Genomic DNA, 20,769 nt, shown 5'->3' with positions numbered 1-20,769 from the left:
GTTTCATCCGGCGGGTGAACTCCCGCGCTTCTGTGGGGAAGGCTTCCGCGTAGCGGGCAAACCGCGCGTCCCACGCCTGCTGAGCCGCTTTGCCCGCTTCACGGGCATCCCAGGCGGAGTAGATCGGCTCGGGAATATGGAAGGGCGCATGGGGCCAGTCGAGCTGAGTGCGTGCCAGGGCCACTTCGTCGTCGCCTAAGGGGGCGCCGTGGGCGTCTTCCTTGCCCTGCTTGTTGGGGGCACCAAAGCCAATGATGGTCTTGCAGATAATCAGGCTCGGCTTATCGTCGTGGCTCTTGGCCAGCTCAATAGCGGCTTTAACCTCTTCAGGCTTGTGGCCATCCACATTGGGCACCACGTGCCAGCCGTAAGCTTCAAAACGCTTGGCGGTATCGTCGGTGAACCAGCCTTCCACTTCGCCATCAATGGAGATGCCGTTATCGTCGTATACAGTGATCAGCTTACCCAACTGCTGGGTACCGGCCAGCGAGGCCGCTTCGTGGGAGATACCTTCCATTAAGCAGCCGTCACCTACAAAGCACCATGTGTGGTGATCGACGATGGTGTGGCCGGGGCGGTTAAACTGCGCCGCCAGAGTTTTTTCCGCGATGGCAAAGCCCACGGCATTGGCAAAACCCTGACCCAGTGGGCCAGTGGTGGTTTCAATGCCGGGCGCGTAGCCGAATTCCGGGTGGCCCGCGGTGGGCGAATGCAGCTGGCGGAAATTCTGCAGCTGTTCCAGGCTTAGCTCGTAGCCGCTGAGGTGGAGCAGCGAGTAAAGCAGCATGGAGCCGTGGCCATTGGAGAGCACAAAGCGGTCACGATCGGCCCACTTGGGGTCTTCGGGGTTGTGCTTGAGGTAGTCATTCCATAGCACCTCGGCGATATCAGCCATACCCATGGGGGCGCCCGGGTGGCCGGATTTGGCCTTCTGAACGGCATCCATGGACAGGGCGCGAATGGCATTGGCTAGCTCAAAACGGGACGGCATGGGGGTGCTCCTCGCCTGAAAACAGAAATTATAAAGGCGCTATTGTCGCTGACTTCCCATGTTGCGGCAAATGTAGCGGCAAATTCTGGGGATCACGTTCTGGGAAGCATCGCCGACAGCGTGTAGACTCTGCCTCCCGACGCGGTAGAAAAGTAATGCTATCGCTTCACTAATACGGGCAGGGGACACCTGCCATGATTTCCTGCTGATGCTGTGGATTAAATACAGCCGTCATACAGAGGGTAGAGTGCGCGATGAGCGAATATTCCCTGTTTACCTCCGAGTCCGTCTCCGAAGGTCATCCCGATAAGATTGCCGATCAGATCTCTGACGCAGTGCTAGATGCCATTATCGCCCGCGATAAACAGGCCCGCGTTGCCTGTGAAACCATGGTGAAAACCGGGGTGGCGATCATTGCCGGTGAAATTACCACCTCCGCCTGGGTCGATTTAGAAACCCTCGTGCGTGATGTGATTATCAGCATTGGCTATAACTCGTCCGACGTGGGCTTTGACGGCGCGACCTGCGGCGTGGTTAACCTGATTGGCAAGCAGAGTGTCGAGATTGCCCAAGGCGTTGACCGCAGCAAACCGGAAGATCAGGGCGCTGGCGACCAGGGCTTGATGTTTGGCTACGCGACTAACGAAACCGACTCTTTTATGCCGGCACCGATCCACTACTCTCACCGGCTGGTCGAACGTCAGGCCGAACTGCGTAAAAATGGCCTGTTGCCGTGGCTACGCCCGGATGCCAAGAGTCAGGTAACCTTCCGCTATAACGCCGAAGGCCAGCCCTGCGGTGTCGATGCCATCGTTCTCTCTACCCAGCACGACCCAGATATTGATCAGGAAGACCTGCGCAAAATGATCAAGCGCGAGGTCATCGAGCAGGTGATCCCCGCTGAGTGGTTGGATGACAGCACCCAGTACCATATCAACCCGACCGGCAAATTCGTGATTGGCGGCCCGGTAGGTGATTGTGGGCTGACTGGACGTAAAATTATCGTCGACACCTATGGCGGCATGGCACGCCACGGTGGTGGTGCGTTCTCGGGCAAAGACCCCTCTAAAGTGGATCGCAGCGCTGCCTATGCGGGCCGCTATGTGGCCAAGAATGTGGTGGCCTCAGGCCTGGCTGACAAGTGTGAGATTCAGGTCTCCTACGCGATTGGCGTTGCCGAGCCGACGTCGGTCTCCATCGATACCTTCGGCACCGGTAAAATTGACGATGCCAAGATCGTTGCACTGGTTCGCGAGCACTTTGATCTGCGCCCCTACGCGATCACCAAAATGCTTGACCTGCTGCACCCGATGTATCAGCTCACCGCCGCTTACGGCCACTTTGGCCGGGCACCGTTCGAGCACAGCTACACCTGGAACGATGATAAAGGCCAAGCGCATACCGAAACCTTTACCGCCTTCCCGTGGGAAAAGATTGATAAGGCTGAAGCACTGCGTAAGGCCGCCGGTTTGTAAGAGATTCGCTACACCGTTTGTAAGAAATGGATTAAATCGCCCCTTTGGCTTCGGCCGAGGGGCTTTTTTTATGTCCGTTGCGTTAGGCTAAGCCTAAAAGCTGATGTGTTACCGCGGGGGTAAGCAATGTTGTTGAGTGTACGAACTTGGCTATTGGGTAGCCTTATCTGGCTTGTCACTTTTTCCGCACAGGCTGCCCAATGCCCTGATTGGCCGGAGGAGCGCCTAAGCCGCGAAAGCAAGGCGCTGGCTGAGCAGGTTCACCGCTGGGACACTGCCTACCATAACGAGGGCGCCGCGCTGATCGATGATGCCCTTTACGACCAAGCGGTTGAGCGCCTAGCCACTTGGCAGCGTTGCCTGGGCACTGTACCGGACCATCGCCCGCTTACACGCGTTACACGTAGCAGCGGCACTCTTGAGCATCCGGCTGCGCAGCGTGGGCTTGATAAAGCCGATGACGATGGCGTCAGACGTTTTACCAGCCGCCGCGAAGACCTGTGGATCCAGCCCAAAGTGGACGGCGTGGCGATTACGTTGCGCTATGAAAATGGCGAACTGGTCGAAGCCGTTAGCCGTGGCGACGGCGAGCGGGGCCAGGACTGGACAGTCCGTGCCCAACAGATACCTGCCATTCCCAATACGCTACCCGAGCCTATTTCTGCAGTGCTCCAAGGCGAGCTGTATTGGCGGTTAACCCAACACGTGCAGTCGCGTTCACCCGCATCGGGTGCACGGGGTGCCGTGGCGGGAGCAATGGCGCAATCCTCCCCCACAGCGGCCACCCTTGAGCGTATTGGCCTGTTTGTCTGGGGCTGGCCCGATGGCCCTACCGCAATGCAGGAACGTTTAGCACGGCTAAGTGAACTGGGCTTTGATAGCGCTGACTACACTCATCCACTGGATGACCGCCATGATGCCGGTTATTGGCGCGATAGTTGGTTTAACGGGCCGTTGCCGTTTGCCACCGACGGGGTGGTGATTAAGCAAGCCGAGCGACCCGGTGTACGCCGCTGGTCATCATCACCGCCTGAATGGGCCATTGCCTGGAAATATCCCGCCCAGCAGGCGCTAGCGGAAGTGCGCGGCATTGAGTTTCGTGTTGGGCGCACTGGGCGTGTGACGCCGCTGGTGTGGCTTAATCCGGTGCTGCTAGAGGGGCGGCGTATTAGCCGCGTCTCGTTAGGCTCACTGGAGCGCTGGGAGTCACTGGATGTTCGTCCCGGTGACCAAGTGGCGATTTCGCTAGCGGGATTAACGATTCCCCAGTTAACCGAGGTGGTGTGGCACACTCAGGAGCGCTCGCCGCTGACACCGCCTTCACCCCAGCGCTTTAACCTGCTGAGCTGCTTTGAATTAACGCCCGGCTGCGATGATCAATTGCTGGCGCGGCTTAGCTACCTTGGCGAGCAGCTTGGTATGCAGGGTATCGGTGAAGGTACTTGGCAAGCGCTAATGGATGCGGGCGTAGTCACGCATTTACTGGACTGGCTGGATGTCGAACCGCGCCAGCTGCAACAGGCCTACGGCATTGGTGAGGCGACCGCTGAAACGTTACTGGAACAGTTTCAAGTCGCCAAGGGCAAGTCGTTTTCGGCCTGGTTAAGCGCGCTGGGGGCGCCGCCAGGTAGCGAGTCGGTTCGCGGGGATTGGGATGAGCTAGCGGGCTACCAGCGCGCACAGTGGCAAGCCGTTCCCGGCGTTGGCCCGGTTCGCGCTGACGCGCTGGTAGCATTTTTTAGCCACCCCGAGATACAACACATGGCTCGACAGCTTAACGAAGCAGGTGTGGCTGGTTTTTAGCCTAGTCCTGTGAGACGCAGCATCAAACCCAGATAAAGCGGAATCAGCAGCGGCGCGAGCAGTGTCGTCACCAGCACCGCTAATGCGCCTTTTTGCGGTTGAATGCCCAGCTCCATGGCCACCACCACTACGTTGGAAGCCATGGGTACCACGCCTATCAACAGCAGCGCCATGGCCAGCTCCGTGGAAAGAGGTGCCGCCCACTGTAGTATTAAAGCGGCCCCCAACATAACGAGCGGCCAGAGCAGGTAGCGAAGACCCAGGCAGGCGGCTACAAAGCGTGAATCCCAGGCGGCAAGCGTTACTTGGCTAAGCGTCATGCCAATAATCATCATGCCCAGCAGTGTGTAGGTGGCGGGGAAGACTTGCAGCGAACTCATTACTGCAACGGGTATGGTTATTTCAAGGGCGCTAAGCAGTAACGCGAATAGGAACGCATAGATAAGCGGTAAGCGAGAAATTTTGATCAAACTCTCACGTACGGAAAAACGTCCGCGTGCGCTAAGGTAAAAGCCCACGGTGAATTCGTAAATATTAATCCCCAGCATACAGAACAGGTAAAGAGTAACGCCTTCAGGGGGGAGCAAAATCAGCGCAATCGGTAGGCCGAAATAGCCGGTATTACCCGTTCCTGAGGAGAACGCCAGCAGAGCAGCCTCCTGTTCACCAAAACGGTGGCGAGTAATACGCTGTACCACCAGTGCCATCAGGCTTGCCAGAATGAACAGTGCTAATGTGAGTAAGAGGTAGTCAGGTGTTGGGCCGCCGTTCATCAGCGCGCGAAAAATCGTAAAAGGCGCTATCAGGTAAACCAGCAGCGTCGCAATCGGGCGAGGATCTAGCTTGAGTCGTTGGGCGGCGAGCCAGCCTAGCCCCACGTAGCTGAGTAGCATGAGTAGCGGCCCAACGAGCGCCCCAGGTGCAAGATCCATTTATCCTCCCGTCGTATGTGGTGGCCCGCTAACATGAGCCGAATTAAAGGCCAAGCGTGGAATCTTTCATTAGCCCCAGCGCGCTGGAACAGCGAGAATACCTCAAAATATCATCACTTTTGATCACTAATAAGGAAACCCCATGAGCAGCCATGAGCATCCGCTAGGTATCAGCTTTGAATTCTTTCCGCCCAGTACCGATGCTGGGCGCGACAAGCTGATCCACGTTCGCGATGAACTGGCCGCCCGAAAACCACGTTTTTTCTCAGTTACTTACGGTGCTGGTGGGTCTACCCAAGCGCGTACCCGTGAGGTGGTGCGTGCGGTCGGTGAAAGTGGTATTAATACCGCCCCGCATCTCTCCTGCATTGGCAGTGAAAAAGCGCAGTTGCGTGATCTGCTGGCGCAGTACCGCGAGGAAGGGGTCGAGAGCCTCGTCGCGCTGCGTGGTGATATGCCCTCAGGTATGGGAAGCATTGGTGAGCTACGTTATGCCAACGAACTGGTTGAGTTTATTCGCGCGGAGACGGGCGACCATTTCGACATCGCAGTGGCTGCTTACCCTGAATCTCATCCACAGGCGCCTAATCTTGATAAGGATGTGGAAAACTTTGCGCGTAAAATGAAGGCGGGCGCCAATATGGCCATCACCCAGTACTTCTTCACCGCTGACGCCTATTTCAACTTCGTTGATAAAGCCCGCGCGCTGGGCGTCGAGCAGCCGATTATTCCCGGTATCATGCCGATTACCAACTACACCAAGCTGGCGCGTTTCTCTGACGCCTGTGGAGCCGAGATCCCGCGCTGGATTCGCAAGCAGCTGGAGTCCTATGGCGACGACAGCGAAGCGATTGCTGCCTTTGGCACCGATGTAGTGAGCCGTCTTTGCCAGCGATTGCTGGAGGGCGGCGCGCCAGGCCTGCACTTCTACACGCTTAACCAGGCGGCGCCGGTGCTGAGAATCGTCGATAACCTGGCTGGTTAACCAAGCCGCTTTATTTGCTTACCTTGTGCCCATTAAAAACCCTGCTCAACCATTGTTGAGCAGGGTTTTTTTACGCTTAGCGTTTAGCGGCTTAAACCAATCAGCCAGCTTGCGCCGTTTTGCTACCACCGCCGTTCACCTTACGCTGCATCATGAATAGCACGATACCAATCGCAAGGCCGGCAATGTCGGTATAGATACCGCCGTAGATTAAAAACAGCGCGCCTACCAGCATGACGACACGCTGCACTAGGTTAACGGGGCCAAAGAACCATTTCTGTACCATGCCTGAAAGCAGCACAATGCCCAGCGTTGCAGTTAACCCAACGCGCAGGATCTGCATCGGTGAGCCTTCCATCAGCATGGCCGGGCTGTAGAAGAACATAAACGGCACAATGAACGCGGCCAAGCCAATCTTGAACGAGGCCACCGAGGTGCCCATGGGGTTGTCGCCGGAGATACCGGCCGCGGCATAGGAGGCCAAGGCAACAGGGGGGGTAATCGCGGAGACGACCGCAAAATAGAACACAAAGAAGTGAGCAATCAGCGGCTCAATGCCGATATTGATCAAGCCGGGAGCGACCACGGAAGCGGCCACCGCATAGGCAGCAGTAGTAGGCATACCCATGCCGAGTAAAATACTGATCAGCATGGCAAACACAAGCGCTAGCAGTTGGCTAACACCGGCGAGGCCTAGCAACAGCGAGGAGAAGCGCGCGCCAACACCTGTCAGTGAGATGACCCCAACGATCAGGCCTGCACAGGCGCACACGGCGATAATCTGAATCGACATGGTGCCCGCAATCTGCAGTGCTTTTAGAATCGCGCGAAAGCCCATCTTGTTGGGAGAAATCCAGCTCACCACAGCGGCTGAAGCGGTTGCCAAGGTGCCCGCGCGAATCACCGAGTAGCCCATAAACAGGGCGACTATCAGAATAATAATCGGCGCGAACAGATAGACCTGCTTGACCAGCTTCGAGAACAGAGGGATCTCATCTTTGCGCATGCCTCGCATGCCTTTTCGGGCGGCTTCAAAGTCGACCATAAAGTAGATAGAGGCAAAATACAGAATCGCCGGAATGACGGCGGCCAGAGCAATTTCGGTATACGGAATACCGGTCACTTCAGCCATGATGAACGCGCCAGCACCCATGATTGGCGGCATGATTTGCCCACCGGTTGAAGCCGCGGCTTCAATGGCGCCAGCGCTTCGCGCGGGGTAGCCGACTTTCTTCATCAAGGGAATAGTCAATGAGCCGGTGGAAACCACGTTACCCGCTGACGTGCCGTTAATCATCCCCATCAAGCCAGAGGCAAAAATCGCTACCTTGGCAGGGCCACCACGGGCACGGCCAGCGGCGGCAAAAGCAAAGTTAACGAAGTAGTCGCCGACTTTAGAGGCCTGCAGGAAAGCGGCAAAAATAATGAACAGAATAATATAGGTCGACGACACTGCGGTGGTGGGGCCGAGAATACCGGCGTCGGTATACACCTGACTAAAGAAGCGCTGGAGTGACAGCCCCGGATAGCCTAAAAAGCCTGGCAAATACGGGCCGGCGAATACGTAAGTCAGGAAAACCGCGGAGATCACCACCAACGCTAGGCCTGCGACACGGCGGGTAAGCTCCAGAATCAGCAGAGAGCCCGCGATGGCCGCCCAGGAAATACCGGCTGGCGCAAAAGAGGTGCCTGTAGACATACGGATATTGGTGTTATACGCCACCAGTAAATAGCCAGCGCTGGCCAGCGCGCAGACCATCAGTACCAAATCGGCAGGATTGAAGCGGTGCTGTGCCTGACGATAAAACCATGACAGCACAATAGCCGTCGCCGTTGTCGCCATTAGCGGATAGCCGTAGTGCCAGTTCTCAATGTTCGGATCGATGCGCATGGCACCGCCGCTAAGCGTCTGGTACATCACAAACACTTGCGCCAGCGTATAGGCGGCGGGAATTAGTAACGCGTAGCTAAGCCATTTGATCCAGGCACCTGACGCCTGATGATCGTCGTCGGCAAAACGAGCACCGGAAAAGAGCCCGTAACCGAGAATAAGCGCACCGGCAATATGCACGATACGAAACGACCAGGTTTCCATCGGATACACGTTGAGTGAAATCAGATGGAAACTTGAGTAAGCGATCGCTAATGCCGCAAATAGTACGAACTGCCAGCCTGTAAACAGACGGCGATTGGGTTCAACAACGTCTTCATCGACACCGTCGGCAATGGACTCTGGTATCACTGATGCCGCATGGGCATCATCCTGGAGATCATTGGATTCTTGGTCGGTTTTGTGACTCATTAGAGTTCACCCTCACAGCAAAAGCAGACAAAGGGGTAGCAGCAGCGAAAGCTGCCCCGTCCAGCGGGGCCGGAAACGGGGCAGCCAGAACGGTAAACGTTGCTTAGTTGATCATGTCATCAGCAATTTCATAGCCGTTCTCTTCGTACCAGCGTGCAGCGCCGGGGTGGAACGGTAGTACGGTGTTGTGCTTGATATTTTCTGGGATGGTAGTCGCCGCGCTGCGATGTACAGATTGCATGCGGTCATTGTTTTCCATGGTGGCTTTGGTGACTTCATAAACGAAGTCTTCCGGTAGATCACAGCCTGCAATAGCGAAGTTCCACATGGAGACGGCGCGCGCGTCATCTTCGAGTGTTTCATAAGTGCTAGCTGGGATCATAAACTCAGCAACGGGGAAGTTTTCCAGCACTGTGGCCAGCTCTTCTTCATTAAACTCAATGATGTTGACGTCAGTTTGTACTTCCAACTGGCTAACGGCGGGAATCGGAATGCCGGCAGCGAAGGCAACAACGTCAAGCAGACCATCCTGCAACTGACCGCCCAGGTCTGACCAGCCGCCGTTGCGGCGCTCAAAGTCAACGCCTAGGGTTTCTAGAATCGCTGGGAAGTAGGTGTCAGAGGTTGAGGCAGCCGGGCCAAAACCGATGCGCGCGCCATCAGGAATGTCGGAAATTGACTCAATACCGCTGTCAGAAAGCGCGGTAATGGAGAATGGCGTTTCGTACATGGGGAACATGGCGCATACATTGTCCATCTTCATTCCAGGCGCCAGCGGGCTTTCACCTTTAACGGCATCAGAAGCGGGGCCCATGGTGGTTAAGCCAAATGCCATATCGCCTGTGTGCACCAGTGCCAGGTTTTGAGTCGGGCCACCGGTGACTTCACCACCGCCAGATACACCCAGCTCATCAGCGATAAAGTTGGCCCAGCCTGAACCGTAGACAAAGTAAGTGCCGCCTTGGCTAGCGGTGCCCACGGTAAAGTTATCGGGCCAATCGGAGCGGTCTGCTTGCGCTTGGGCACTGCTGGCAGCGGCTACAAGCAGAGCGCTGCTGGCGAGAAGAGTGAACGTTTTAGGCATATGTTTGCGCATGGCGAAAATTCCTAGCTGTTATTGGGGTTATATACTGGCAGCGTCGATCAATGCGGCCAGTCGATACTGCGTTAAGCAGGATATCCAAGGTATATAACAGCGATAGTTGTGCCATTTAAAGGTTATGATTTTTAAATCAGATGCTTATGAATTTTTTATTCAACTTTGGTGGAAAGCACTTTTTGTCATAGTGTCCGATTGTTCGCACGACGATGGCTATTTAGTGTGCGGATAACCGCACATAAATTATGTTGCCTGTAGTCTATCGGCTTGTGGGGCGGTAAGGAAAGCATGAGTACGCCATCCTTGGCGGGGTGGAGGTTAACGCGAGGGTTTACCTGGATCCAAAATACGTACGGGTTGCACATCCTGCTGCTTCTGATCTTCACGTACCTGGTTGACCCGAGTGGTCATTTCGGTAAGCGCGTCCTCTTCAATGGGAAGTTGCTCGAAGAAATCGCAACTGACGCATTCTCGGTAGCGAATACCGTTTTGCTCCCAGGCTCGGATCCGATCCATCGCCGCGCAGCGCGGGCAAGTAACACCGGCGATAAAGCGTTTCACACTAGACATCATTAGACTCCAAGAGCGCGCCCCCTAAGTGGAGGGCGCGCATAGGTTTTGCAGATTTAAGCAGCGCGAATGCCGCTATGGCGCAGTAGCGGTTCGACGCTCGGCTCTCGGCCTCGAAAGGCGACAAACAGGTCGGCTGCATCGCGGGCGCCACCCTGCTCTAGGATTTCGCGACGAAAGCGCTGGCCCGTTTCAGGATCGAAAATACCGGTCTCTTCAAAGGCGCTCCAGGCGTCCGCCGAGAGCACTTCAGCCCACTTGTAGCTGTAGTAACCAGCCGCATAGCCACCGGCAAACACGTGGCCAAAACTATTTTGGAAGCGGTTGAACGGCACTTTTGGCAGCACCGACACTGCTTCACGCACCTCATCTAACAAGGCTTGCACGTCGCTGGCGCTGGGAGCACTTAATTCATGGTGCAGACGTAGATCGAATAGCGAGAACTCGATTTGGCGCATCATACCCATGGCTGACTGGAAATTCTTGGCTGCCTGCAGGCGCTCAAGCAGCTCTGCTGGCAGCGGTTCACCACTATCCACGTGTTTGGCGAGTAGATCTAAGCCTTCACGCTCCCAGCAGTAGTTTTCCATAAACTGGCTGGGCAGCTCGACGGCATCCCAAGCGACGCCGTTAATGCCGGAAATATCGGCGATCTGCTGCTGGGTCAGCATATGGTGGAGGCCATGGCCAAACTCATGGAATAGCGTGGTGACTTCGTCGTGGGTGAGCAGTGCCGGGCGGCCGTTTACCGGGGCAGTAAAGTTGCAGGTCAGGAAGGCGACGGGCAGTTGCAGACCCTGCTCGGTTTGACGACGCACCCGGCAATCGGCCATCCAGGCACCGCCACGCTTACCTTCGCGGGCGTAGAGATCCAGATAGAAACCGGCAATGGGTTGGTCGTTTTCGGTGATGCGGAAATAGCGCACGTCATCATGATAGCGGGGTGCTTGGGTATCTTCTTCAAAGCGCACGCCGTAAAGGCGTTCAACCACCTGAAACAAGCCATCGATTACCTGGGGTGCTGGAAAATAGGGGCGTAATTGCTCCTGGGAGATCGAGTGGCGCGCTTCGCGTAGTTTTTCGCTGGCATAGGCAACATCCCACGGTTCCAGCGTCTCTAGGCCGAGTTCTTCTCGGGCATAAGCACTGAGTTCTGCAAACTCCTCCTTCGCCTGAGGCAACGCACGGCGGGCTAAGTCGTTGAGAAAATCGAGCACCTGCTCGGGAGATTCCGCCATTTTGGTGGTGAGAGAGTAATCGGCATAGGTGGCAAAGCCGAGCAATTGGGCCATTTCATTGCGCAGTGCCAGGATCTCTTCCATGATCGCCGCGTTATCGAATTTGCCCGCATCTGGGCCTTCATCAGACGCACGGGTAACAAAAGCGGTATAGACCTCCCGGCGCAGCTCGCGGTTATCGGCATAGCTAACCACCGGGAAGAAGCTGGGGAAATCCAGGGTAATACGGTAGCCCGCAACGCCTTTCGCCTCGGCGGTGGCTTTTAAGGTGTCGAGAGCACTTTCCGGCACCCCCGCTAACGTCTCTTGGCTATCGATGTCCTTGTGCCATGCCTGGGTAGCATCCAGCACGTTATTGGAGAACTGATTTGACAGCAGTGAGAGCCGCGACTGAATCTCGCCGTAGCGGGCTTTCTGGTCAGCAGGAAGATCAACACCGGCAAGGCGGAAATCGCGTAGGGCGTTCTCCACGGTGCGCCGCTGTGCGGCATCCAGGTGCTTCCAGGCCGGGCCATCTTTCAATGCTTGCCAGCCACGAAACAACCCTTCGTGCTGGCCTACCCAGGTGCCGAAGTCGGAGAGCTTCCCAAGGCATGCCTGATACGCTTCGCGCATTTCCGGCGAGTTCATGGTGCCATTGAGGTGCGAAACCGGTGACCACGCCTTGGTGAGCCGATCATTCACCGCTTCAAGGGGCGCTGCAAAAGTGTCCCAGGTAGGCGGGGTAGCGGCTGCCTGCTCGGCGAGGCGATCAATGGCCTCTCGGCTTTCGCTTAGCAGCGTCTCCACGGCAGGCTCCACGTGCTCGGCGCGAATCTCAGCAAAGGGGGGCAGCGCGTGCGTTTCAAGCAGCGGATTGGTGGACATGGGCACCTCGATTGGCATCGTTTTAAAAACCGTTAGTGAGCGCAAAACGCGCAATAATAATGACACAGTGCGGGCGGTGGTGCTGTGTTTCAATGTTAGCCTCAACAACTATGTTTAATGCCAGGGTTTGGCCTGCACGCAAGCGCCTGCTAGTCTTGCCGCCTTTTAATGCCACCAATGGCAGGAGCATGTGATGAGCGAAACGCTGGAGCGCTGGGGGTCGAAGCGGGCCTTTATCTTGGCGGTAACAGGTGCTGCGGTGGGGTTAGGCAACATCTGGCGCTTCCCTTACGTGGCCGGAGAGAACGGCGGTGCGGCGTTTTTACTGATTTATGTGGCGTTTGTGCTGCTGCTGGGTATTCCGGTCATGATGGCGGAGATTCTGATTGGCCGTGCTGGGCGACGCGGGCCAATGCAAGCGTTGAGTGTCTTGGCGGCCGAGGCGGGGGCTTCGCCTCGCTGGCGCTGGTTGGGGCTATTCGGGGCGTTCACCGTGTTCTGCATTTTATCTTTCTACTCGGTGGTGTCCGGCTGGTCGATTGAGTTTTTGGTGGCCTCTGTTAACGGCCATTTCAATGGCGCGAGTGCCGCAGAGATTGGCGCCGGTTTTGAAGCCTTCTTGGCCAACCCTGGGCTGCTGATCTTCAACCACTCGCTATTTCTGTTTATGACCATGACGGTCGTGGCGGCGGGTGTTGCCAAGGGGTTAGAGCGGCTGAATAACCTGCTGATGCCGCTGCTGTATCTGTTGTTGCTGCTATTAGCGGGCTATGCCGCGACGACTGATGGCTTTGCCCCCGCCTTGGCGTGGCTGTTTTTACCCTCTTTCGAGGCGATAACCCCCGCGGTGGTGGTTCACGCCATGGGGCACGCGTTCTTTACTTTGGCGGTGGGCGCCTGTGCTTTGATGGCGTATGGCGCTTATATGCCGGAAGAGCAAAGCCTGCCTAAAGCCGCTGTGGCAGTCGCCGTACTCGATATTAGCGTGGCGTTACTGGCGGGGATCGCTATTTTCTCGGTGGTATTTGCTCAAGGCATGGATCCCACTGATGGCCCAGGGTTAATGTTTGTCACCCTGCCCATTGCGTTTTCTGAGCTGCCCTGGGGCTCTGTATGGCTGAGCGTGTTCTTCTTGCTGCTGCTACTGGCCACCTGGACATCGGCCATTAACCTCGCGGAGCCGATGGTCGCAACGTTACAGGGTTTGGGGCTGCGTCGCAGTATCTCGACTGCCATTGTGGCGCTCAGCGTCTGGTTGATCGGGCTGTTATCGGCCTTCTCTTTTTCAACCCTGGCGGAATTTCGGCCGCTATTTGGACGCAATGTCTTCGAGCTTGTCAGCAGTATACCGCCGGATGTTTTCCTGCCTTTGGGCGGCCTATTGATAGCCGTTTTTGCGGCTTGGGTAATGCCTCGCGATAGAGTGGTGAGCGCGTTAGGCATTGGTGAAAGTGGCTATCTGGTGTGGCGCAATATCATTCGCTGGGTGTCGATTCCGCTGACCTTTATTGTTCTGCTGGCCGGGTTGCTATAGTGGGGTAACTGAATTCTCTAAGCTATCCAACAACCCTAGGAGCGAGTTATGAGTAGTGCATTAAGGCCCTATCAAGGTATGGAACCCCAATTGGGTGAGCGCGTTTATATTGATCCGGCCAGTGTGGTCATTGGTGATGTGGTGATGGGTGACGACTGCTCTGTCTGGCCGATGACGGTTATCCGTGGCGATATGCACCGTATTCGTATCGGTGCGCGTACCAGCGTGCAGGACGGCAGCGTGCTACATATTACCCACGCCAGTGATTTTAGTCCGGAGGGGTTTCCGCTCACCATTGGCGATGATGTGACCATCGGCCATAAAGCGATACTGCATGGCTGCACCTTGGGAAGTCGGATCCTGGTAGGGATGGGCGCGATTGTAATGGATGGCGCGGTCGTTGAGGACGAGGTCATTATTGCCGCAGGCGCCGTGGTAACGCCGGGTAAGCATTTGGAGAGTGGCTATGTGTATGCCGGTAACCCCGCCAAAGCGATGCGACCACTCAAAGACAAAGAGCGTGCTTTCTTTCCCTATACCGCAGGTAACTACGTTAAATTGAAAGACCGCTTTCTGGCCGAAGTCACCCGCTAGCGACTTTTTCTAAGCTTTCCCTAAGCGATTGCTAAGCCAACCTTTTTTCTTAAATTAGTCATGTCGCGAACACTAAAAGTCTGTTAATTTATACAGTTTTCTGTTTTGCAGACTTTGGGATGCCGCGTCATGGCTAATTTTCGCACGCATATTACGGTGGCAGCGGCGGGCGGCATGCTGATAGCTTACGTAGGTTGGAAAGGCCAGTGGTGGCCACCCTCCCAAGCGCTGGTGATGATTGCATTAGTCACCTTTGGCGGCATTTTGCCCGACATTGATGCTGACCGTTCCCACTCTATCCGTTTGATATTCAATCTGCTTTCGGTGCCCGCCTTGGTATTAGGCGCCTTGTTGTTACAGCCATGGCTCACGCCGGGCGCGTTGTTGATTGCCTGTGGCGGAATCTACTTCTGTGTGCGCTATTTGGCGGGGGTGCTGTTCTCGCGTTTTACCGTGCACCGCGGTATTTGGCATTCACTGCTAGCGGGCGGGCTATGCAGCCTGCTCACCGCCGCGTTAAGTTTTAATTTGCTCAGCCAACCAGCGTGGCTAGCGTGGTCTCACGGTGCGGCCACCTTAGTAGGGTTTTTGATCCACTTGAGTTTGGATGAGATATACAGCGTTGACCTTGAAGGCGCGAGGCTTAAGCGCTCGTTTGGTACGGCGCTCAAGCTAGGCGACAGTCGGCGGCCCATGTCCAACCTACTAATGTTGATTGCCACATTAACGCTGATACCTTGGGCGCCGCCTTGGTCGGTATTGGGTGATTTACTGCATCACGGCTCGCTGCTGTGGCGATAGTCGTCGGCATTGAGGCCGTGTTTTTTAAGTTTGTCGTAAAAGGTTTTGCGCGGAATGCCCAAGTGGCGACATACGTCGGTTACCCGTCCATGGTAACGCGCCAATGATTGGCTGATCAGGCTCTTTTCAAACAGCTCTACCTGGCGCGGTAAAGTAGGCTCTTCGGTGTCGGCATTGACCCCTTCCAGCAGTGCATCCAGACGATAGTCAAAGGCGGCGCCCAGTAGCACGTAGCGCTCGGCAAGGTTGCGCAGCTCGCGCACGTTGCCGGGCCAATCATGGGCCAGTAGGGCGGCAATGGCGGGGCTATCGAGGGTCGGTGCCTCCAGGCCGCTGCGGTTGGCAGCGACCACGGCAAAGTGCTGAAACAGCAAGGGGATATCCTCACGCCGCTCGCGCAGCGCAGGCAGCGGCAGGGTGACCACGTTTAGCCGGTAGTAAAGGTCTTCGCGAAAACTCCCCTCTTCGGAGGCGGCTTTGAGATCCACCTTGGTGGCTGCTATTACCCTAATATCGAGTGGAACCGTTTCATTGGCGCCCAGTCGTTCTACGCTGCGCTCTTGCAGTACCCGCAGCAGTTTGACTTGCAGCGCCATGGGCATCGATTCGATCTCATCCAAAAACACCGTGCCGCCGTTAGCGTGTTCAAACTTGCCGATCCGCCGCTCAACGGCACCCGTGAAGGCGCCTTTTTCATGGCCGAACAGCTCGGACTCAATGGTGTTTTCGGGCACTGCACCACAGTTGATTGCCATAAAGGGGCTATTACGTCGGGCGCTGCGCTCGTGAATCGCACGGGCCACGAGGTCTTTGCCGGTGCCGGTCTCCCCAAATAGCAGTACATCGGCCTCTACTTGGCTAATGCGCTGAATCATTGCGGCCAGCCGCGAAATGACCGCTGTGCGACCAACTAAGCGTGGCCCAAGCGCGGCTTGCTGCACTTCCAGTTCGGCTTTAAGGCGGTGGTTTTCCAAGCTGAGCTGGCGCTTCTCTATGCCCCGACGCACCACATCTAGCAGTTGATCACCGGCAAAGGGCTTCTCGAGAAAATCCCAGGCCCCTGCGCGCATGGCTTCTACGGCCGTAGAAATATCGCCGTGCCCAGTAATTAAAATAATCGGCAGAGTGGCGTCTCGGCTGTGTAGCTCATGGAGTAGCGCCATGCCATCCATTCCCGGCATGCGGATATCACTGACAATAACACCCGGAAAGTTTGGCGTTAGTGCCGCCAGGGCTTGTTCTGCTGACTCAAAGCAGTAGGGCGTATAGCCCGCAAGTTCTAGGGTTTGGCTGGCGGTGATCCGCAGATGCGGTTCGTCGTCGATCACCATGACCGGCAGCGTCGACGGCTCATGCATAAGAGGAGTTCTCCTGGGTGTGGGCTAACGGTGAGTGGGGCAGGGTAATGGTGAAGCGAGCGCCACCTTCGGGTTGATTAGTTGCCTGCAGCTTGCCGCCTAAATCGTCCATGATCCGTGACGAGATCGAGAGGCCCAAGCCTAAGCCACTCCCCGGCGCCTTGGTGGTAAAAAAGGGTTCAAAAATATGTCCTAAGTGCTCCTCGGGAATGCCTGGGCCATTATCGCTAACGCTAATAATGACCTGCTGCTGGTGGATATGGGCGCCGAGAGTAAGTTGTGGCGCAGGTACGCCTTTCATGGCCTGCAGCGCATTGCCGATTAAATTAACCAGCACCTGTTCCAGGCGCACCAGGTCACCTTTAACCCATAAAGTTTCAGCAGGCCAATCCTGAACAATAGTGATATTGCCTTCACGCAGGCGGCTTTGAAACAGGCGTAGAGCGTAGTCGATGCAGGCTTGTACCGAAATAGTTTCCTGGCGCTCGCTGCTCTTACGCGAAAACTGGCGCAACTGCGCGCTGATGTCCGCCATACGTTCGGTCAGTTCAACAATTTGTTCTAGGTTAGCATCCGCTTTTTCGTGGCGAGCTAATGTCATAAAGCGACGGGCGTTTTCTGCGTAAGCACGAATAGCCGCCAGGGGTTGATTAAGCTCATGGTTGATGCCCGCGGCGAGCTGCCCCAAAACAGCGAGTTTGGCGGCTTGAATAAGCTCATCCTGGGTTTGGCGTAAGTTGGCTTCAGCGCGGCGGCGCTCTTCAATTTCATCCGAAAGACGTTGGTTGCTGGCTACCAGATCGCGGGTGCGGCGTTCTACGCTAACTTCTAGTTCGTCACGCACGCGTGCCAAGGTGTTGCGCTCCCGTTCGGCAAACGCTTCACGCTCACGGCGTAGCCTCAAGCGCTGCCAGCCAATGCCAGCGCCAAGAGTAACCACGCCGTAGAGGCCGCCTGCCATCAGGGCAGCTATCCACTGAGCGCTAATCACCGGTGTTAGCGGCTTTAAAATATGCATTTGCCAGCCAAACTCAGGAATATGTCGGGTCAGACTAAGATAGTCGCTGCTGCTCAATGGGCCTTGGGAGAAACTGACCAGCTGGCTTCCCTGCCGGTAAGGCGCATCGACTTCAATACCCGAGGGTGACAACGGCTCCATGGCATAGCGACGCGTTTCTCTTAGGGCTTGGCGCTGCTCATCGGTGAGTGGGTAGAGCGCATTCATGCGCAGCTCGGGGTGGCTGGCCATGAAAATGATGTCGTCACTATCAGTAACAAAGAGTTCGGCATCCTGCTCTGCCCAGCTATCTTCAACGTCATCTAACAGCACTTTAACCACTAGCACGCCGTCTGGCTGTGCGTCTGGCGAGGTGTCGTCTAGCCATACGGGCGATGAAAAGTAGTAACCCCTTTCAAGGGATTTGATGCCCAAACCAAAAAAACGTCCCTGGCCTCCGGCAATGGCATCGGTGTAGTAGGAGCGGAAAGCATAGTTCTGGCCAATAAAGGTGTTAGGGCGGTGCCAATTACTGGCGGCGATCGTGTCGCCATCGCGATTGAGTAAATAGACGTCTGAAACTCCCGCAGTAAAGCGGAAGCGATCCAGCAGCATATTGAGTGGCATCGGGTCTTGGCTATCGGGAGAGGCCAAAAAGCGCTGAACGCCCTCCCGAGTGGCAAGCATTTGCGGAAGGTAGTCGTAGCGCAGTAAATAGCCGTTTAAGTTGGCGGCAGACAGCCGCAACTCATTCTCTGCATCGTCCTGTAAGTTGGAAAGTGCTTGTTCACGCGCCAGTTGGGCGGCCTGCCACATGCACAACAGCAAGCCGAGTGAAATAACCAGCAGCCACAGACGCCGCCAGCGTGGTGGCAAAGGTGGGGGCGCCTGGTTATTGATGCCAGCACTGTTCATGCTGATGTCTTGCTACTGCCTTGAGCGCGACGAAGGGCGCGCTGAGCGCGCGTTTCTGCACGCGCCATCTCCAGTAACCCTTCTTCAACAAACACTAAGTGCTCATGGGCGCGAGCACGGGCATCCTCAGCGCGTCCCTCCAAAATGGCATTGAGTAGGGCGCGGTGTTGTTGCATTAACTGGCTGCGTGAACCTTCCTTGGCAAATAAATGGGCCAGGTTATTTACAATGCTCTTTTCCAGCAGGTGAAAAATGCCGCGAATGGTATGCAGCAGTAGAACATTGTGAGCAGCTTCGGCAATTGCCAGGTGAAATGCCGCATCTAGCTTCGCTTCTTGGATAGGATCGGCACCGGCAAAACCGCCGTCGAGTTCTTCAAAACGTTGAATAAGTACGGCTTTATCGGCGGGTGTTGAACGCAGCGCAGCGTAGTAGGCGGATATGCCTTCCATGGCGTCGCGGAATTCAAGTAAGTCTAGGTTAAACTCGCCATGTCGGGAGAGCATCTCCAGTAGGGGATCGGTATAACCATTGCTGAGGTCGTCGTTAACAAAAGTGCCGCCGCCTTGGCGGCTGGTAAGTAAGCCACGAGCGGCCAGTTTCTGGATAGCTTCCCGTAAAGAGGGGCGCGAAACGCCAAATCGTTCGGCTAATTCACGTTCGGGGGGTAAGCGCTGACCTGGTTTCAGGCTGCCTTCCAGCATCATAGCTTCAAGGCGTTCAGTAATTACATCGGCCAAGCGCTGCTGGCGGAGCGGGGGGTAGCTCATAGTGAATAGCTCATGTCGATTAGCGTCCGCAATTGGTAAGACCAATATTAAGATCTTTGAAGTATGATCTCAAGCGCCTATGAAGTAGGTTTTAACGCTAATAAAACGCATTAATAGAGATTTTAAACTAAAGTTTAAGGGGTTTGGGCCTTAAGGGGTGATATCACTGTTTGACACGCTCAGGGCGGCTCACTACTGTTGGTGCTAGTTTTTTTGTCAATTGGTAAAACCAATTTTCCACTTTGGGGTGCCGGTGTGTAGCGCATCCATTGTATAGGGCTATTGCACAGGACTATCCATGATCATTTCAGCTTCCACTGACTATCGCCAAGCGGCCAAGCGTCGTATTCCCCCTTTTCTTTTCCATTATGCCGATGGTGGTTCCTACGCTGAGCATACGCTGCGGCGCAATGTCGAGGATCTGGCTGGTGTAGCGCTGCGTCAGCGCGTGCTTAAGGATATGTCTTCGTTATCATTAGAGACTGAGCTGTTCGGTGAAAAGCTTGCTATGCCTATTGCTCTGGCGCCTGTGGGGTTGACAGGTATGTACGCTAGGCGTGGCGAAGTTCAAGCGGCGCGGGCGGCTGCTAATAAAGGTATACCGTTTACACTCTCGACGGTATCGGTGTGTCCCATTGCCGAAGTGGCTGCAGAAGTCGATCGGCCCATCTGGTTTCAGCTTTATGTACTGAAAGACCGGGGTTTTATGAAGCATGTTCTGGAGCGAGCCAAAGCTGCTGGCGTCAAGACGCTGATCTTTACGGTTGATATGCCGGTGCCGGGTGCGCGCTATCGTGATGCTCACTCAGGTATGAGTGGTAAGTATGGATCGATGCGGCGAATGGCTCAGGCCGCAATGCACCCTTTCTGGGCCTGGGATGTCGGTATTAATGGTCGCCCCCATGACCTGGGTAACGTATCTGATTATCGCGGCAAGCCAACGGAGCTTGAGGACTATATTGCTTGGCTGGGTGACAACTTTGATCCGGCTATTTCATGGAAGGATCTAGAGTGGATTCGTGAGCTCTGGGATGGCCCAATGATCATCAAGGGGATTCTTGACCCCGAAGATGCCCGTGATGCGGTTCGCTTCGGTGCCGATGGTATCGTTGTTTCCAATCATGGTGGTCGTCAGCTCGATGGGGTTCCCTCTACTGCACGTGCTTTGCCTGCTATCGCTGATGCGGTCAAAGGAGACTTGGCCATTCTGGCTGACTCAGGCGTGCGTAATGGCCTCGATGTTGTGCGGATGATTGCCTTGGGTGCGGATACTGCATTAATAGGGCGTGCCTTCATTTATGCACTTGCCACGGCTGGAGAGTCCGGCGTTTCCCATCTGCTTGAGCTATTTGAAAAGGAGATGCGTGTTGCAATGACGCTCACCGGGGCGCATACCATAGCCGATCTTGGGTCGGATTCGCTGGTGCCAGATTCAATCCGTGGCATCCAGTGAGCTTTACCTGCACCTTTATATAAATCTCGTTAAAAAACCGCTTGCCAACCCGTAAGCGAATCCGTAAAGTACGCATCCGCTGCCG

General features: G+C 55.7%; 15 protein-coding genes and 1 pseudogene. 7 read left to right on the top strand and 9 right to left on the bottom strand.

Features of this window, described 5'->3' with window-relative positions:
• A pseudogene (locus tag K7H09_RS23280) lies at nt 1-991 on the bottom strand (thiamine pyrophosphate-dependent enzyme); the annotation flags it as partial.
• 254 nt (nt 992-1,245) lie between these two features.
• Here K7H09_RS23280 and metK point away from each other — a divergent pair.
• Complete coding sequence (gene metK / locus K7H09_RS23275; RefSeq protein ID WP_027958904.1) at nt 1,246-2,466, top strand: methionine adenosyltransferase; 1,221 nt, start codon at nt 1,246-1,248, stop codon at nt 2,464-2,466.
• Between the two features lie 126 nt (nt 2,467-2,592).
• Nucleotides 2,593-4,269, top strand: coding sequence for an NAD-dependent DNA ligase LigB (ligB, locus tag K7H09_RS23270; protein WP_230806186.1), 1,677 nt, complete (start codon nt 2,593-2,595; stop codon nt 4,267-4,269).
• On the opposite strand, the gene K7H09_RS23265 is transcribed toward ligB, so the two are convergent.
• Nucleotides 4,266-5,201 (bottom strand): AEC family transporter, encoded by a 936-nt coding sequence (locus K7H09_RS23265; protein ID WP_027958902.1) that lies wholly within the window; start codon nt 5,199-5,201, stop codon nt 4,266-4,268. The two genes, ligB and K7H09_RS23265, sit on opposite strands and share 4 nt — an antisense overlap.
• 142 nt (nt 5,202-5,343) lie before the next feature.
• Between K7H09_RS23265 and metF the strand changes: the two genes are divergently transcribed.
• Nucleotides 5,344-6,186 carry a methylenetetrahydrofolate reductase [NAD(P)H] gene (metF, locus tag K7H09_RS23260; protein ID WP_027958901.1) on the top strand — a complete coding sequence of 281 codons (843 nt, stop codon included), beginning with the start codon at nt 5,344-5,346 and terminating at the stop codon, nt 6,184-6,186.
• 100 nt (nt 6,187-6,286) lie between these two features.
• Here metF and K7H09_RS23255 read toward each other — a convergent pair whose 3' ends face one another.
• The 4 genes from K7H09_RS23255 to prlC all read right to left on the bottom strand — a co-directional run bounded on the left by K7H09_RS23255 (nt 6,287) and on the right by prlC (nt 12,262).
• Nucleotides 6,287-8,488 (bottom strand): TRAP transporter permease, encoded by a 2,202-nt coding sequence (locus K7H09_RS23255; protein WP_041159558.1) that lies wholly within the window; start codon nt 8,486-8,488, stop codon nt 6,287-6,289.
• Between the two features lie 103 nt (nt 8,489-8,591).
• Nucleotides 8,592-9,584, bottom strand: coding sequence for a TAXI family TRAP transporter solute-binding subunit (locus tag K7H09_RS23250; protein WP_041159559.1), 993 nt, complete (start codon nt 9,582-9,584; stop codon nt 8,592-8,594).
• A gap of 321 nt (nt 9,585-9,905) precedes the next feature.
• A complete protein-coding gene (locus K7H09_RS23245) occupies nt 9,906-10,157 on the bottom strand; it encodes a YheV family putative zinc ribbon protein (protein WP_041159560.1) in 252 nt (83 codons plus the stop codon).
• Between the two features lie 56 nt (nt 10,158-10,213).
• The gene (gene prlC, locus K7H09_RS23240; RefSeq protein WP_041159561.1) at nt 10,214-12,262 is read right to left on the bottom strand and encodes an oligopeptidase A; all 2,049 of its coding nucleotides are present in this window, start codon (nt 12,260-12,262) and stop codon (nt 10,214-10,216) included.
• Nucleotides 12,263-12,455: 193 nt separating this feature from the next.
• On the opposite strand from prlC, the gene K7H09_RS23235 reads away from it, so the two are divergent.
• The 3 genes from K7H09_RS23235 (at nt 12,456) to K7H09_RS23225 (ending at nt 15,191) form a co-directional block, all read left to right on the top strand.
• Complete coding sequence (locus K7H09_RS23235) at nt 12,456-13,796, top strand: sodium-dependent transporter (RefSeq protein ID WP_041159562.1); 1,341 nt, start codon at nt 12,456-12,458, stop codon at nt 13,794-13,796.
• Nucleotides 13,797-13,844: 48 nt separating this feature from the next.
• The gene (locus K7H09_RS23230) at nt 13,845-14,390 is read left to right on the top strand and encodes a gamma carbonic anhydrase family protein (protein WP_027958895.1); all 546 of its coding nucleotides are present in this window, start codon (nt 13,845-13,847) and stop codon (nt 14,388-14,390) included.
• A gap of 129 nt (nt 14,391-14,519) precedes the next feature.
• Nucleotides 14,520-15,191 carry a metal-dependent hydrolase gene (locus K7H09_RS23225; RefSeq protein ID WP_041159563.1) on the top strand — a complete coding sequence of 224 codons (672 nt, stop codon included), beginning with the start codon at nt 14,520-14,522 and terminating at the stop codon, nt 15,189-15,191.
• On the opposite strand, the gene K7H09_RS23220 is transcribed toward K7H09_RS23225, so the two are convergent.
• The 3 genes from K7H09_RS23220 to K7H09_RS23210 are packed head-to-tail and all read right to left on the bottom strand — an operon-like array spanning nt 15,167 to nt 19,231.
• Entirely contained in the window at nt 15,167-16,549 is a 1,383-nt protein-coding gene (locus tag K7H09_RS23220) for a sigma-54-dependent transcriptional regulator (RefSeq protein ID WP_041159564.1), read from the bottom strand. The two genes, K7H09_RS23225 and K7H09_RS23220, sit on opposite strands and share 25 nt — an antisense overlap.
• Nucleotides 16,542-18,461 carry a sensor histidine kinase gene (locus K7H09_RS23215; protein ID WP_041159565.1) on the bottom strand — a complete coding sequence of 640 codons (1,920 nt, stop codon included), beginning with the start codon at nt 18,459-18,461 and terminating at the stop codon, nt 16,542-16,544. The genes K7H09_RS23220 and K7H09_RS23215 overlap by 8 nt, the downstream gene beginning before the upstream one ends.
• On the bottom strand, nt 18,458-19,231 hold the full coding sequence (locus K7H09_RS23210; protein WP_041159566.1) for a GntR family transcriptional regulator: 774 nt from the start codon (nt 19,229-19,231) through the stop codon (nt 18,458-18,460). Before K7H09_RS23210 ends, K7H09_RS23215 begins: the two co-directional genes overlap by 4 nt.
• Nucleotides 19,232-19,529: 298 nt before the next feature.
• Here K7H09_RS23210 and lldD point away from each other — a divergent pair, with 298 nt between their 5' ends.
• Nucleotides 19,530-20,684 carry an FMN-dependent L-lactate dehydrogenase LldD gene (gene lldD, locus K7H09_RS23205; RefSeq protein WP_041159567.1) on the top strand — a complete coding sequence of 385 codons (1,155 nt, stop codon included), beginning with the start codon at nt 19,530-19,532 and terminating at the stop codon, nt 20,682-20,684.
• Nucleotides 20,685-20,769: the final 85 nt, after the last annotated feature.

The sequence above is a fragment of the Halomonas sp. IOP_14 genome, assembly GCF_021021315.1.
GTDB lineage: Bacteria > Pseudomonadota > Gammaproteobacteria > Pseudomonadales > Halomonadaceae > Vreelandella > Vreelandella titanicae.
This window is presented reverse-complemented; position numbering and strand designations above follow the sequence as displayed.